The sequence below is a fragment of the Cellulomonas xiejunii genome (genome assembly GCF_024508315.1).
Classification (GTDB): Bacteria; Actinomycetota; Actinomycetes; order Actinomycetales; family Cellulomonadaceae; genus Cellulomonas; species Cellulomonas xiejunii.
The window spans coordinates 1607142-1620765 of record NZ_CP101987.1; the positions used below are offsets into that span (position 1 = coordinate 1607142).

12 protein-coding genes are annotated in these 13624 nt (G+C 72.9%); 9 read left to right on the forward strand and 3 right to left on the reverse strand.

Annotation, left to right across the window (positions count from 1 at the left end; translation table 11 throughout):
- Positions 1-3 precede the first annotated feature (3 nt).
- From rlmN to dxr, 3 genes are read left to right on the forward strand one after another with little or no spacing between them, the layout of a single operon-like run.
- Positions 4-1134, forward strand: coding sequence for a dual-specificity RNA methyltransferase RlmN (gene rlmN, locus NP048_RS07400; protein WP_227577560.1), 1131 nt, complete (start codon positions 4-6; stop codon positions 1132-1134).
- Complete coding sequence (locus NP048_RS07405) at positions 1131-1685, forward strand: DivIVA domain-containing protein (protein WP_227577561.1); 555 nt, start codon at positions 1131-1133, stop codon at positions 1683-1685. The genes rlmN and NP048_RS07405 overlap by 4 nt, the downstream gene beginning before the upstream one ends.
- 31 nt (positions 1686-1716) lie before the next feature.
- Positions 1717-2871, forward strand: a complete 1155-nt coding sequence (gene dxr, locus NP048_RS07410) for a 1-deoxy-D-xylulose-5-phosphate reductoisomerase (protein ID WP_227577562.1) — start codon at positions 1717-1719, stop codon at positions 2869-2871.
- 52 nt (positions 2872-2923) lie between these two features.
- Here the strand turns inward: dxr and NP048_RS07415 are convergent, their stop codons facing one another.
- From NP048_RS07415 to NP048_RS07425, 3 genes are read right to left on the reverse strand one after another with little or no spacing between them, the layout of a single operon-like run.
- Positions 2924-4300 carry an NAD(P)/FAD-dependent oxidoreductase gene (locus NP048_RS07415; protein ID WP_256769459.1) on the reverse strand — a complete coding sequence of 459 codons (1377 nt, stop codon included), beginning with the start codon at positions 4298-4300 and terminating at the stop codon, positions 2924-2926.
- The gene (locus tag NP048_RS07420) at positions 4297-5673 is read right to left on the reverse strand and encodes an aspartate aminotransferase family protein (protein ID WP_227577564.1); all 1377 of its coding nucleotides are present in this window, start codon (positions 5671-5673) and stop codon (positions 4297-4299) included. The genes NP048_RS07415 and NP048_RS07420 overlap by 4 nt, the downstream gene beginning before the upstream one ends.
- Complete coding sequence (locus NP048_RS07425) at positions 5670-6140, reverse strand: Lrp/AsnC family transcriptional regulator (protein WP_227577565.1); 471 nt, start codon at positions 6138-6140, stop codon at positions 5670-5672. The genes NP048_RS07420 and NP048_RS07425 overlap by 4 nt, the downstream gene beginning before the upstream one ends.
- Before the next feature lie 215 nt (positions 6141-6355).
- Between NP048_RS07425 and NP048_RS07430 the strand changes: the two genes are divergently transcribed.
- The 6 genes from NP048_RS07430 to NP048_RS07455 all read left to right on the forward strand — a co-directional run bounded on the left by NP048_RS07430 (position 6356) and on the right by NP048_RS07455 (position 13567).
- Entirely contained in the window at positions 6356-7798 is a 1443-nt protein-coding gene (locus tag NP048_RS07430) for an aminobutyraldehyde dehydrogenase (RefSeq protein WP_227577566.1), read from the forward strand.
- 238 nt (positions 7799-8036) lie between these two features.
- Positions 8037-9242: a polyamine ABC transporter substrate-binding protein gene (locus tag NP048_RS07435; protein WP_227577567.1), complete on the forward strand. Its 1206-nt coding sequence runs from the start codon at positions 8037-8039 to the stop codon at positions 9240-9242.
- A 4-nt stretch (positions 9243-9246) separates the two neighbouring features.
- Positions 9247-10431: an ABC transporter ATP-binding protein gene (locus NP048_RS07440; protein ID WP_227577568.1), complete on the forward strand. Its 1185-nt coding sequence runs from the start codon at positions 9247-9249 to the stop codon at positions 10429-10431.
- On the forward strand, positions 10428-11351 hold the full coding sequence (locus NP048_RS07445) for an ABC transporter permease (RefSeq protein ID WP_227577569.1): 924 nt from the start codon (positions 10428-10430) through the stop codon (positions 11349-11351). The genes NP048_RS07440 and NP048_RS07445 overlap by 4 nt, the downstream gene beginning before the upstream one ends.
- Positions 11348-12136 carry an ABC transporter permease gene (locus NP048_RS07450; RefSeq protein ID WP_227577570.1) on the forward strand — a complete coding sequence of 263 codons (789 nt, stop codon included), beginning with the start codon at positions 11348-11350 and terminating at the stop codon, positions 12134-12136. The genes NP048_RS07445 and NP048_RS07450 overlap by 4 nt, the downstream gene beginning before the upstream one ends.
- A gap of 117 nt (positions 12137-12253) precedes the next feature.
- Positions 12254-13567 (forward strand): M50 family metallopeptidase, encoded by a 1314-nt coding sequence (locus tag NP048_RS07455; protein WP_227577571.1) that lies wholly within the window; start codon positions 12254-12256, stop codon positions 13565-13567.
- Positions 13568-13624: the final 57 nt, after the last annotated feature.

A 13624-nucleotide genomic window follows, 5' to 3' on the forward strand; every position in this document is an offset into this window, starting at 1 on the left:
ACCGTGAACGCCACCCCCGTACGTCTCCAGCTCACCGCGACCTCCCGCGGTGCACGCGGCAAGCCGCCGCGCCACTTCGTCGACCTCACCCCCGACGAGCGCGTCGAGGCGGTCACGGCGCTCGGCGAGAAGCCGTTCCGGGCCAAGCAGCTCGCGACCCACTACTTCACGCACCTGACGGCCGACGCGGAGGCGATGACCGACCTGCCGAAGGCCAGCAGGGACGCGCTCGTCGCCGACCTCTTCCCCCAGCTGCTGACGACGAGCAGGACGCTCACCGCGGACCACGGCACCACCGTCAAGACGCTGTACCACCTGTTCGACGGTGCCAAGGTCGAGTCGGTCCTCATGCGGTACGCCAACCGCACGACCCTGTGCGTGTCGTCGCAGGCGGGTTGCGGCCTGGCCTGCTCGTTCTGCGCGACCGGGAAGATGGGGCTGCTGCGCAACCTGTCGACCGCGGAGATCGTCGAGCAGGTCCGGCAGGCCGCGCGTGCGCTGGCCGCCGGCGAGGTCGCCGGCGGCGAGACCCGCCTGAGCAACGTCGTCTTCATGGGCATGGGGGAGCCGCTGGCCAACTACAAGTCGGTCATGGCGACCGTGCGCAGGCTCGTCGCGCCGGCGCCGGACGGGCTCGGCCTGTCGGCCCGCAACGTCACGGTGTCGACGGTGGGGCTCGTCCCGGCCATGGACAAGCTCGCCGGGGAGGGCATCCCGGTGACCCTCGCGCTCTCCCTGCACGCGCCCGACGACGAGCTCCGCAGCGAGCTCGTGCCGGTCAACACGCGCTGGAGCGTCGACGAGGCGCTCGACTCCGCGCGCCGGTACTTCGACGCGACCGGACGGCGCGTGTCGATCGAGTACGCGCTGATCCGTGACGTGAACGACCACGCGTGGCGCGCCGACCTGCTGGGGGAGAAGCTGCTCGCGCGCGGAGGCAGCGGCTGGGTGCACTGCAACCCCATCCCGTTGAACCCGACGCCGGGTTCACGCTGGACGGCGAGCGATCCGGAGGTGGAGCGCGAGTTCGTGGAACGCTTGCGGGCGCACGGCATCCCCACGACCATCCGGGACACCCGTGGCAGCGACATCGACGGCGCGTGCGGTCAGCTCGCGGCGGAGGAGGACGAGTGAGCGACGGCATGTTCCGCACGGTGTCCGGGCTCCGGCGCGGCTACGACCCGGACGAGGTCGACGAGTTCTTCTCGCACGCGCGCTCGGTCTACGAGCAGGGGCCCGCGGGCGCGATCTCCGGAGCGGACGTGCGCCAGGTGGCGTTCGACCTCGTGCGCGGCGGGTACGTGACGGCCGCGGTGGACGCCGCGCTCGACCGGCTCGAGGCGGCGTTCGTCGCGCGTCACCGCGCGCAGTTCGTCACCGAGCGGGGACAGGACGCCTGGATGGCGCACCTGGGTGCGCAGGCGCGCACCCTGTACGGGCGCCTCGGCCGACCCGACGGTGACCGCTTCGCGCCCCCCGTGGGGCGCAAGCCCGGGTACGAGCCTGCCGACGTGGACGAGCTGTGCCACCGGCTCGTCGCCTACTTCGACACCGGCGCGCCGTTGTCGGCCGCCGAGGTACGGGCGACGACGTTCCGCCGCCGCAACGGGCGCAACGGCTACGCGGAGGGACCCGTCGACGCGTTCGTCGCGCGCGCGGTCGAGGTCCTGCTCGGCGTCGAGTGAGCACGCACCGCACCGACCGCCGGAGCCGACCGTGAGCCGGTCCGTCGTCGTGCTCGGCTCGACCGGTTCGATCGGCACGCAGGCCCTGGAGATCATGGCGGCCCGCCCCGAGTCCTTCACCGTCGCGGGGCTGTCGGCGGGCGGGGCCAACGTCGATCTGCTCGTCGCGCAGGCTCGCGCGCACGCGGTCCCCGTGGTGGCGGTGGCCGACCCCGCAGCGGCCGCGGTCGTGCGGGAGGCGCTGCCGGGCACCCGCGTCCTGGCGGGGCCCGACGCCGCCGCCGAGCTGGCGGGATCGGGCGCCGATGTCGTCCTCAATGGGATCACGGGATCCGTCGGGCTGCTGCCGACCCTGGCCGCGTTGCGTGCCGGCAGCTCCCTGGCGCTCGCCAACAAGGAGTCACTCGTCGTCGGCGGTGCGCTGGTGCACGCCGCAGCCGTGCGTCCCGACCAGATCGTGCCCGTGGACTCCGAACACTCGGCGATCGCCCAGGCGCTGCGGTCGGGCCGGGACCAGGAGGTCCGGCGTCTCGTCCTGACCGCCTCGGGCGGGCCGTTCCGCGGCTGGTCCGCCGCGGAGGTCCGCGCCGCGACGCCGCAGCAGGCGCTGGCGCACCCGACGTGGTCGATGGGGCCGGTCGTGACCGTCAACTCGGCGAGCCTGATGAACAAGGGGCTCGAGCTGATCGAGGCGCACCTGCTGTTCGGTGTCCCGGCCGAGCGGATCGCGGTCGTCGTGCACCCGCAGTCGGTCGTGCACTCGATGGTCGAGTTCGTCGACGGGTCGACGATCGCGCAGGCCTCACCGCCGGACATGAGGCTGCCCATCGCGCTCGGGCTGGCGTGGCCCGACCGTGTCCCCGGCGCGGCCCTCGCGTGCGACTGGTCCGCGCCCACGTCGTGGACCTTCGAGCCGCTCGCGGAGGACGTGTTCCCCGCGGTGGGGCTCGCACGGGCAGCGGTCGCGGCGTCGGCGACGCACCCGGCCGTGTACAACGCGGCCAACGAGGAGTGCGTCGAGGCGTTCCTCGCGGGGCGGATCGGGTTCGGGCAGATCGTCTCGACGGTGGATCGCGTGCTGTCCGAGCACGACGGGACCCCGGCCGACGCGCTCACGCTGGACGCGGTGCTCGCTGCCGAGTCGTGGGCGCGTGCGCGCGCGCACGAGGTGCTCGCAGGCGACTGACCCGGCTCGCTGCGGGCCACCGGATGGACCACCGGCGTGCCGCCGGCCCCGGTCAGCCGCCGAGGAGAGGGGCGACGGCGTCGTACGGACGGCTGCGACGGCCGGTCCGGCGCTCGGCACGGTCCGACCACGCGGTCAGCCACCGGGCGGCGGTGATCCCGGCCCACCGCAGCGGCTCGGGCTCCCACGCGGGCGAGCGGTGGCCGACCCACGGCAGCCGCGTCAGCGGGGTGTCGGCGCCCGTCACCAGATCGGCCAGGGTCCGCCCGGCCAGGTTCGCCGCCCCCACGCCGTCACCGACGTAGCCGCCGGCCCAGCCGAGCCCGGTGTCGGGGTCGAGACCGACCGACGGGTGCCAGTCGCGGGGGACACCGAGGGGTCCACCCCAGGCGTGCGTCACGGCGTAGGGCGCGACCTGCGGGAAGAGGTCGACGAGCGCATCGTGCAGGTGGGCGTGCACGCGCGGCACGCGGTCGTACGCCGGGTCGACGCCGGAGCCCAGGTGGTACGGCGCGCCGCGGCCTCCGAACGCGATGCGGTCGTCCGCGGTCCGCTGCCCGTACACGACGAGGTGTCGCGCGTCGGTGAAGGTCTGACCGCGGTCCAGACCGATCTGCGCCCACACGTCGGCGGGCAGCGGCTCGGTGGCGATCATGAGGGAGTACACGGGCGCGGCCGCGCGGCGGGACCCGCGCAGCTGGGTCGTCCACGCCTCGGTGGCGCGCACGACCCAGCGGCAGCGCGCGGTGCCGCGGTCGGTGACGACGGCGCGCGGCGAGATGCGCAGCGCGGTCGTGCCCTCGGCGATGCGCGCGCCGCGCTGCTCGACGAGACGCGCGAGCCCGTGCGCGAGCCGGGCCGGCTGGATGCGGGCGCAGTCGGGTGTCCACGAACCGGCGAGCACGCGCGAGGCGCGCAGGTGGGCACCGACCTCGTCGGCGTCCAGCAGGTGTGCCTCGTCGCCCCACCGGCTCGCCTCGGCCACCTGGGCGGCGACCCGCTCGACCTGCGGGGCGGTGCGCGCGAGCGTGACCGTACCGCCGAACCGGAAGTCGCAGTCGATCTGCTCGGCCGCGGTCACGCCCCCGACCTCGACGACCGTGTCACGCATCGCGGCGCGCATCGCACGAGCGGCGTCGGCTCCGTGGCGCCGTGCGAGGGCGTCCGGCCCCACCGGGAACAGTGACGAGCACCAGCCGCCGTTGCGGCCGCTGGCGCCGAACCCGGCGACGTGCGCGTCGACGACCAGGACGTCGAGCGACGGGTCGGCCTCGAGCAGGTAGTACGCCGCCCACAGCCCGGTGTACCCGGCGCCCACGACCACGACGTCGGCGGTGGTGTCACCGTCGAGCGGGGGCCGCGCACGGGCGGCCTCCGGGTCGTCGGCCACGACCTGCTCCCACCACAGTGAGACGTCGGCGACCGTCACAGCCGCGCCCACGCGTCGGTCAGGACGCCACGCAGGATCTGCTCGATCTCGTCGAACTGGGCAGGTCCGCAGGTCAGCGGCGGGGCGAGCTGGACGACCGGATCTCCCCGGTCGTCCGCCCGGCAGTACAGGCCCGCCTCGTACAGCGCCGGGGTCAGGAACCCTCGCAGCAGGCGCTCCGACTCCGCGTCGTCGAACGTCTCGCGCGTCGCGGCGTCCTTGACGAGCTCGATCCCGTAGAAGAAGCCCTCGCCACGGACGTCACCGACGATCGGCAGGTCGAGCAGGCGTTCGAGCGTGGCGCGCAGGACGGGGGCGTGGGCGCGCACGTGGTCCACGATCCCCTCCGACTCGAAGAGGTCGAGGTTGGCCATGGCGACGGCGGCCGACACGGGGTGCCCACCGAAGGTGTACCCGTGCGCGAAGGTCGTCGTCCCGGTCGCGAACGGCTCGAACACCCGGTCGGAGACCACGCACGCGCCGATGGGGGAGTAGCCGGACGTCATGCCCTTGGCGCACGTGATCATGTCCGGGACGTAGCCGAGGTCCTCGCAGGCGAACATCGAGCCGATCCGACCGAACGCGCAGATCACCTCGTCGGAGACGAGCAGGACGTCGTGCTCGTCGCAGATCTCGCGCACGCGGTCGAAGTAGCCGGGCGGGGGCGGGAAGCAGCCGCCCGCGTTCTGCACGGGCTCGAGGAACACCGCGGCCACCGTGTCGGGACCCTCGAACTCGATGGCCTCGCCGATGCGGTCGGCAGCCCAGCGACCGAACGCCTTCGGGTCGTCGCGCAGGTGCTCCGGCGCGCGGTACGCGTTGGTGTTGGGGACCTTGTGCGCACCCGGCACGAGCGGCTCGAACGGCGCCTTGAGCTCCGGCAGGCCGGTGATCGACAGCGCACCCTGGGTGGTCCCGTGGTACGCCACCGCGCGTGAGACGACCTTGTGCTTGCCCGGCCGTCCGCGCAGCTTCCAGTACTGCTTCGCCAGCTTCCACGCGGTCTCGACCGCTTCGCCGCCGCCGGTCGTGAAGAACACGCGGTTGAGGTCGCCGGGAGCGTAGGCGGCCAGGCGCTCGGCCAGATCCACGGCCTGCGGGTGCGCGTACGACCACAGCGGGAAGAAGGCCAGCTCGCGGGCCTGCGCCGCAGCCGCAGCGGCCAGCTCCTCGCGGCCGTGCCCGAGCTGCACGACGAAGAGCCCGGACAGGCCGTCGAGGAGGCGGTGGCCGTCGGCGTCCCAGATGTGGTGGCCCTCGCCCCGGACGATCGTCGGGACACCCTGCTCCCAGGCGCTGTGACGCGTGAAGTGACCCCACAGGTGGTCGCGTGCCGCTGCCTGACGGTCGGTGCCACGGGGTGTGATGCTCATCGGGTTCCCCAGTTGTAGAGCTGCTTGTGCAGACGCAGATAGACGAACGTCTCGGTGCTGCGGACGCCGGGCAGCGACCGGATGGACTCGTTGAGCACCGCCAGCAGGTGCTCGTCGTCCTCGCACACCACCTCGACGAGCACGTCGAAGGAGCCCGCGGTGACGACGACGTAGTCGACCTCGGTCACCGCGGCGACCTGCTCCGCGAGCTCGTTCAGGTCGCCGTCGGCACGGATCCCGATCATGGCCTGACGCCGGAACCCCACCTGGAGGGGGTCGGTGACGGCGACGACCTGGATGACCCCGGACTCCTGGAGGCGCTGGACGCGCTGGCGCACCGCGGCCTCCGACAGCCCGACGGCCTTGCCGATGGTCGCGTACGGCCGCCGCCCGTCCTCCTGGAGCTGCTCGATGATGCCCTTGGCCGTGGCGTCGAGCACCACGGTGCTGCGGTCGCGCTGCGTCATGCAGCCGATCGTGGTGCCCCGGCGCGGTCACGGCAAGCGATTCCGTGCCGCGATCTCGTCCCCACCGCCGGATCCGTGGTCGGCCGCTCTGTCGGCGAGGGATCCGGCGACCGGGGACGAACCGGTGCTTCCGGGCGCGCGGGCCGTCCCGCTAGCGTTCGCGGAACAGCCGCACGCCGTCGTCCCGCCCGCCACCGGGCGGCAGGAGGAGGACCGTGACCGACCCCGCGCTGATCGAGCTCACCAACGTCGTCGACGGCCGGGACGTCCCGGCGCACACGGGTGCCACCACCGCCGTCGTCGACCCGAGCACCGGGCAGGAGTACGCGCGGGCACCACGCAGCGGTCCGCGGGACGTCGACGACGCCTACGCGGCGGCCGACCGTGCGGCCGTCTCGTGGGGGCGCACGACGCCCGCCGAACGGCAGGCCGCGCTGCTCGCGCTGGCCGACCTGGTCGAGGCGCACGCGGACGAGCTGATCGCCGCGGAGTCGCGCAACACCGGCAAGCCGCTGCACCTGACGGCGACGGACGAGATCCCACCCTGCGCCGACCAGCTGCGGTTCTTCGCCGGTGCCGCCCGCGTGCTCACCGGGCTGGCGGCCGGCGAGTACCTCGCGGGGCACACGTCGTGGGTGCGGCGCGAGCCCGTCGGGGTCGTGGGCCAGGTGACGCCCTGGAACTACCCGCTCATGATGGCGGTGTGGAAGATCGCCCCGGCGCTCGCGGCGGGCAACACGGTCGTGCTCAAGCCGTCGGACACGACACCCGTGACGACGGTGCGGCTTGCGCAGCTGGCCGCGCAGGTCGTGCCTCCCGGTGTGCTCAACGTCGTGTGCGGCGACCGTGACACCGGTCGCGCGCTCGTCGCCCACCGGCGGCCGGACCTCGTCGCGATCACCGGCTCGGTCCGCGCAGGGGTGGAGGTCGCCCGTGCGGCGGCCGACGGCCTCAAGCGCGTGCACCTCGAGCTCGGCGGCAACGCGCCGGTGGTCGTCTTCGACGACGCCGACGTCGCAGCCGCGGCCGAGGGGATCGCGGAGGCGGGGTACTACAACGCCGGGCAGGACTGCACCGCCGCGACGCGTGTGCTCGTGCACGGGCGCGTGCGTGCCGACCTCGTCGCGGCGCTCGGGCAGGCCGCCCGCGCGAGGCGCACGGGTCCGCCCGAGGATCCGCAGGTGGCCTTCGGGCCCCTGAACAGCGCCGGGCAGCTCGACCGCGTGCGCGGGTTCCTCGAGCGTCTGCCCGGGCACGCGCAGGTCGTCGCCGGTGGGGGGCGTCCGGCGGGGCCGGGCTACTTCCTGGAGGCGACGGTCGTCGACGGGCTGCGGCAGGGCGACGAGGCGGTGCAGGAGGAGATCTTCGGACCGGTGGTCACGGTCCAGGAGTTCACGGACGAGGACGAGGCGGTGCGACTGGCCAACGACGTGAGGTTCGGGCTCGCGGCGTCCGTGTGGACCACCGACCACGCGCGTGCGCTGCGCGTGTCGCGTGCTCTGGACTTCGGCGTCGTGTGGCTCAACACCCACCTGCCGTTCGTGGCCGAGATGCCGCACGGGGGCTTCAAGCACTCGGGTCACGGCAAGGACCTCTCGCTCTACGGGCTCGAGGACTACACGCGGATCAAGCACGTGATGTCGGCGTTCGGCGATTAGGTCGAACCGGGACGAAAGGTCGGCGGTCCGTTCCGTGGTCGGGACTGTCACCTTTCGGGGTCACGCCCGTAACATGTGCGCGTCGTCACACCGAGGGCAACGTTCTTCGTCGTGGAAGGTCCACAGACGCGGAGATTTCGTTGCGTGTGGTCGGTCAGGCGACGGATTCCTTGTACCGGCGACGTCCGGTGCGCCACGACCCACGCGGGTCGCAGACCGGCCCCGCGAGAGGAGCAAGATGAGCAGCGACCGACGTGCCCTGCCCGGTGACCCGCGTGTGCGCGAGCTCGTGCGGCAGGCCCAGGGCATCTCCCGACGCCGCTTCCTGTCGGGCGTCGCCGGTGCGGCCGGGACCGGTGCTCTGCTCGCGGCGTGCGGCACGGCGGGACCGACGCAGGCCGGGGACGGCGGTGCGGTCCGCGGTCCGCTGCGCTGGGCCAACTGGACCCTCTACCTCGACCAGGACGAGGAGGGCACCGGCTTCCCGACGCTCGCCGCGTTCGAGGAGAGCTCGGGGATCCCGGTGGAGTACTTCGAGGACATCGAGGACAACGACTCGTTCTACGGCAAGGTCTCGCGCCAGCTCGAGAACGGCCAGGACATCGGCTACGACGTGGTCACCCTCACCGACTGGATGGCGGCGCGGTGGATCCGTCAGGAGTACGTCGCGCAGCTCGACCGCGCCCGCATCCCGAACGCCGCGAACATCCTGCCGAACCTCGAGGCCGTCGACTTCGACGACGGTCGCCACTACTCGCTGACGTGGCAGTCCGGGTTCGCGGGCATCGCGTGGGACACCCACGCGATCCCCGGCGGCCTGCGGAGCGTCTCGGACCTGTGGGACCCGCAGTACAAGGGCCGAGTCGAGGTCCTCTCCGAGATGCGCGACACGATCGGGCTCATCATGCTCCAGAACGGCATGGACCCGGCGGCCGGCTGGAGCACGGACGACTGGTTCGACGCGCTCGACGTCGTGCAGCGCAACCTCGCCGACGGGCAGATCCGTCAGGTGCGCGGCAACTCCTACACGAACGACCTCGAGACGGGAGACGCCGTCGCCTGCTTCGCGTGGTCGGGCGACATCACGACGCTGAACTACGAGAACGACGGTCGGTTCGCCTTCGCGATCCCCGACGCCGGCGGGATGCTGTGGAGCGACAACCTCATGGTGCCCAAGGCGTCACCGCGCCGTGCGCAGGCCGAGGAGCTCTTCAACTACTACTACGACCCGGAGGTCGCGGCCCAGGTGGCGGCCTGGGTCAACTACGTCACGCCGGTGCAGGGCGCTCAGGAGGCCATGGCCCGGACCGACCCTGAGCTCGCCGACGACCCGATGATCTTCCCGACCGAGGAGCTCTTGTCCCAGGTCCACGTGTTCCGGACGCTGACGCCTGCCGAGGAGGAGCGGTACAACGGCCAGTTCCTCGAGGCGATCGGCGCGTGAGAGCGTGACCGCGGTCGGGACGAGGACGTCGACGGTCGCCGGGGCGGCGTCGGACGCGGGCGGCGCCGCCCTGGACATCGTGTCGGTGACCAAGCGCTTCGGCGCGTTCGTCGCGGTCGACGACCTGACGCTGAGCGTGCCGCCCGGCACGTTCTTCGCGCTGCTCGGACCGTCGGGGTGCGGCAAGACGACGACGCTGCGCATGGTCGCCGGGCTCGAGCGGCCGTCCGCCGGCACCGTTCGCCTCGCGGGGCAGGACGTCACCGAGGTCCCGGCGCACCGCCGTCCCGTCAACACGGTGTTCCAGTCGTACGCGCTCTTCCCGCACCTCAGCGTGCTGGAGAACGTGGCGTTCGGCCTGCGGCGGCGCCGGGCGCGACACGTGCGGGCGCTGGCCCTCGAGGCGCTCGAGCTCGTCGAGCTCGCCCACCTGGCGCAGCGGCGTCCGGCCCAGCTCTCCGGCGGCCAGCAGCAGCGGGTGGCGCTCGCACGTGCCGTCGTCAACCGTCCCGCGCTGCTCCTGCTCGACGAGCCGCTGGGTGCGCTCGACCTGCGGCTGCGGCGGCAGATGCAGCTCGAGCTCAAGGCGATCCAGGCAGAGGTGGGCATCACGTTCGTCCACGTCACCCACGACCAGGAGGAGGCCATGACGATGGCCGACACCGTCGCCGTGATGAACCACGGACGCGTCGAGCAGCTCGGGACCCCGGCGGACCTGTACGAGCACCCGAGGACCCCGTTCGTCGCGAACTTCCTCGGCCAGTCCAACCTGGTGCCGGGGACCGTCGTCGAGACGCTCGACGCCGGCAGGACGCTCGGCGTGGACGTCGGCGGGGTGCGGGTGCAGGTGCCCGCCGCGCGCAGCGGCGCCGGCACCGGTCGTGTGCTGGTCGGCGTCCGGCCGGAGAAGGTCCGGATCATCGGTGCGACCGACGTCCCCCGCGAGGCCGACAACGTCCTCGGGCCGGGGACGGTGGTCGACACGTCGTTCGCAGGTGTCAGCACGCAGTACCAGGTGGACGTCGACGGGCTCGGCGTGCTCGGGGTCTTCGAGCAGAACGTCGGGGGCAGGGCGGTCCACGCCCCCGGGGCCAGGGTCCGCCTCGCCTGGGACGCGCCGCACACGTTCGCGTTCGACGGCGACGAGCAGATCCGCGCCGGCACGGTCGACCTGGACGACGAGCCGTGAGCGTCCTCGCGGCACTGGGCCGGCCCCCCGCGGCCGGGGAACCGGCGTCACCGCAGGCCCCGGACGTGCAACGGGGCACGCGTCGGCTGCTGCTTCCCGGCGTGCTGTACCTCGTCGTCTTCTTCGTGGTCCCGGTCGGCGTCCTCCTGGCGACGTCGTTCTACGCGCGGGTCCCCGGCGGGGAGATCGGCGAGTTCGCCCCCGCGCTGCGGTGGCAGAACTACCCCGAGGCGCTCGCCAAGTTCTGGCCGCAGCTGTCGCGCTCGTTCGGCTTCGCGGCGGTCGCGACACTGGCCGCACTCGTCGTGGGGTACCCGATGGCGTACGTCATCGCCGTGCGCGCGCGGGGGCGGCCAGGTCTCCAGGGCCTGCTCGTCGTGCTGGTGGTCGCACCGTTCTTCACGAGCTTCATCTTGCGGACCGTCGCGTGGAAGCAGATCCTCGCCGACGGTGGCCAGGTGGTGGCGGCGTTGCGATGGCTCCACGTGCTGCCACCCGACGGTCGGCTGTCCGCCGCGCCCGCGGCCGTCGTCATCGGCCTGACGTACTCGTTCCTGCCGTTCATGGTGCTGCCGCTCTTCGCGTCGCTCGAGCGACTCGACCCGCGGCTGCTCGAGGCGGGCTCCGACCTGTACGCGTCGCCGCTGACGACGTTCCGCACGGTGACGTTGCCGCTGTCCCTGCCCGGGGTCGTCGCCGGGACGCTGCTGACGTTCATCCCCGCGGTCGGGGACTACGTGAACTCCTCCCTGCTCGGCAACAACACGACCACCACCATGGTCGGCCAGGTGATCGAGCAGCGGTTCTTCCGGACCGTCGACTACCCGACGGCCGCCGTGCTGTCCGTCGTCCTGATGGTCTCGATCCTGACGCTCGTCACGCTGTACGTGCGGCGTGCCGGCACCCGGGACCTGGTGTGAGCCGCGCACGTGCGGGAGGCGCGGTCGTCCCGGTCTTCGCCGCGCTCGGGTTCGTCTTCCTCCTCGTGCCGATCGCCTACACGGTGCTCTTCTCCTTCAACGACGCCGGCAAGACGAACCTCGCGTGGCGCGGGTTCACGCTCGACGCGTGGCGCAACCCGTGCGGCGCGCCTCGGGTGTGCTCCGCGCTCGTCGGGTCGCTCCAGGTCGGCCTGGTGTCGACGCTGGTCGCCACCGCGCTCGGCACGCTGCTCGCCGTCGCGCTCGTGCGCGGACGGTTCCGGGGGCGCGGCGCCGTGAACCTGCTGGTGCTCGTGCCGATGACCACGCCGGAGGTCGTCCTCGGCGCCGCGCTGGTGTCGCAGTTCCTGTCCCTGCGCCTGCCGCTGGGGTTCGGCACCGTCGTCGTCGCGCACGTGATGTTCTGCCTCAGCTTCGTCGTCGTCGCCGTCAAGGCCCGCGTCGCGACGCTGGACCCGGCGCTCGAGCAGGCCGCCGCCGACCTGTACGCCACGCCGTGGCAGGCGTTCTGGCGCGTGACGTTCCCGCTGCTGCTGCCCGGCATCGCCGCTGCGGCGCTGCTCGCGTTCAGCCTGAGCTTCGACGACTTCATCGTCACGAACTTCACCTCCGGCGGGTTCGGGACGTTCCCGAAGTTCGTCTACGTGTCGGCGGCGCGCGGCATCCCGCCGCAGGCGAACGTCATCAGCTCGGCGATGTTCGTCCTGGCGCTGCTCGCCGTCGCGCTCGTCCACGTCGGGTCCCGGGCGCGGCGACGCCGCTGACCGTTGCGCCGCCCGGGGGACGTCGCGGCGACCGGGGCGCCGCGGGCGGATGATGGTCGCGTGCGGACGTAACCTGTGCCCAGGCAGGGGCCGTCCGGCCCGCGGGAGGTGGTTGTCGTGGAGACCCTCGTCGGGGTGCTCGTCTTCGTCGTGGTGCTGCTCGGCTCGATCGCGCTGCACGAGGTCGGCCACATGGTGCCGGCCAAGCGGTTCGGCGTGCGCGTGAGCCAGTACATGGTCGGGTTCGGCCCGACCCTGTGGTCGCGCACGCGGGGTGAGACGGAGTACGGCATCAAGGCGCTGCCGTTGGGCGGGTACGTCCGCCTCATCGGCATGTACCCCACGGACGAGGCGGTCGGCGCGACCCGGCCGCGCAACTGGTGGCAGCGCCTCGCCGCCGACGCGCGCGAGGCGAGCGCCGCCGAGATCCGACCCGGTGAGGACCATCGCGCGTTCTACCGGCTGTCCACGCCCAAGAAGCTGGTGGTGATGCTCGGCGGGCCGGTGATGAACCTGTTCATCGCGGTCGTGCTCCTGGTCGTCGCGTACGTCGGCATCGGGGTACCGGTCGCCGGGACGACCGTCGCGAGCGTCTCGGAGTGCATCGTCGCCGTCGACGCGCCTGCCGGCACTGCCTGCACCGCCGACGACCCGCCCGCGCCGGCCGCCGCTGCGGGTGTGCGCCCCGGGGACCGGCTGGTGTCGTACGACGGCGTCGAGGTCACGTCGTGGGCGCAGGTCAGCAGCCTGATCCGCGAGAGCGGCGACCGCACCGTCACGATCGTCGTGGAGCGCGACGGCCGGCAGGTCGACCTGACCGCCACGCCCGTGGTCGCCGAGCGCCCGGTCGTGGACGCGGACGGCATGGCGATCACGGACGGCGAGGGAGAGGTGGCGACGCAGGAGGTCGGCTTCCTCGGTGTGGGCCCCGCGACCGTGATCCAGCGTCAGTCCGTCGGCACGGCGGTCTCGGTCGCCGCGTCGGCGACGTGGCAGACGGCCCAGGTCGTCGTGACGCTGCCCCAGCGGATCGGCGACCTCGTGTCCACGACCGTGTCGGGTGGCGAGCGCGACCAGACCTCGATCGTGGGGCCCGTGGGGGTCGGCCGGTTCGCCGGTGAGATCGCCGCGATGGACACCGAGACCGTCGCCGTGCGGGCCGCGGGCCTGCTGTCGACGCTCGCGATGCTCAACCTCGCGCTCTTCGTGTTCAACCTGCTGCCGCTGCCGCCGTTGGACGGCGGCCACGTCGTGACCGCCCTGTGGGAGGGCCTGCGTCGTCAGCTCGCCCGCCTGCGGGGGGCCGTGCGTCCACGGCCGGCGGACTCGGCGCTGCTGGTGCCCCTCGCGTACACGGTGTTCGTCGTGCTGGGAGGCGTCGGGCTGCTGCTCGTGTACGTCGACATCGTGAACCCGGTCCGGATCGGCTGACGACGCCCTCAGGCGACGGGTTCCTCGTGGACGTCCCGTGACGGCTCGGTGAGCATG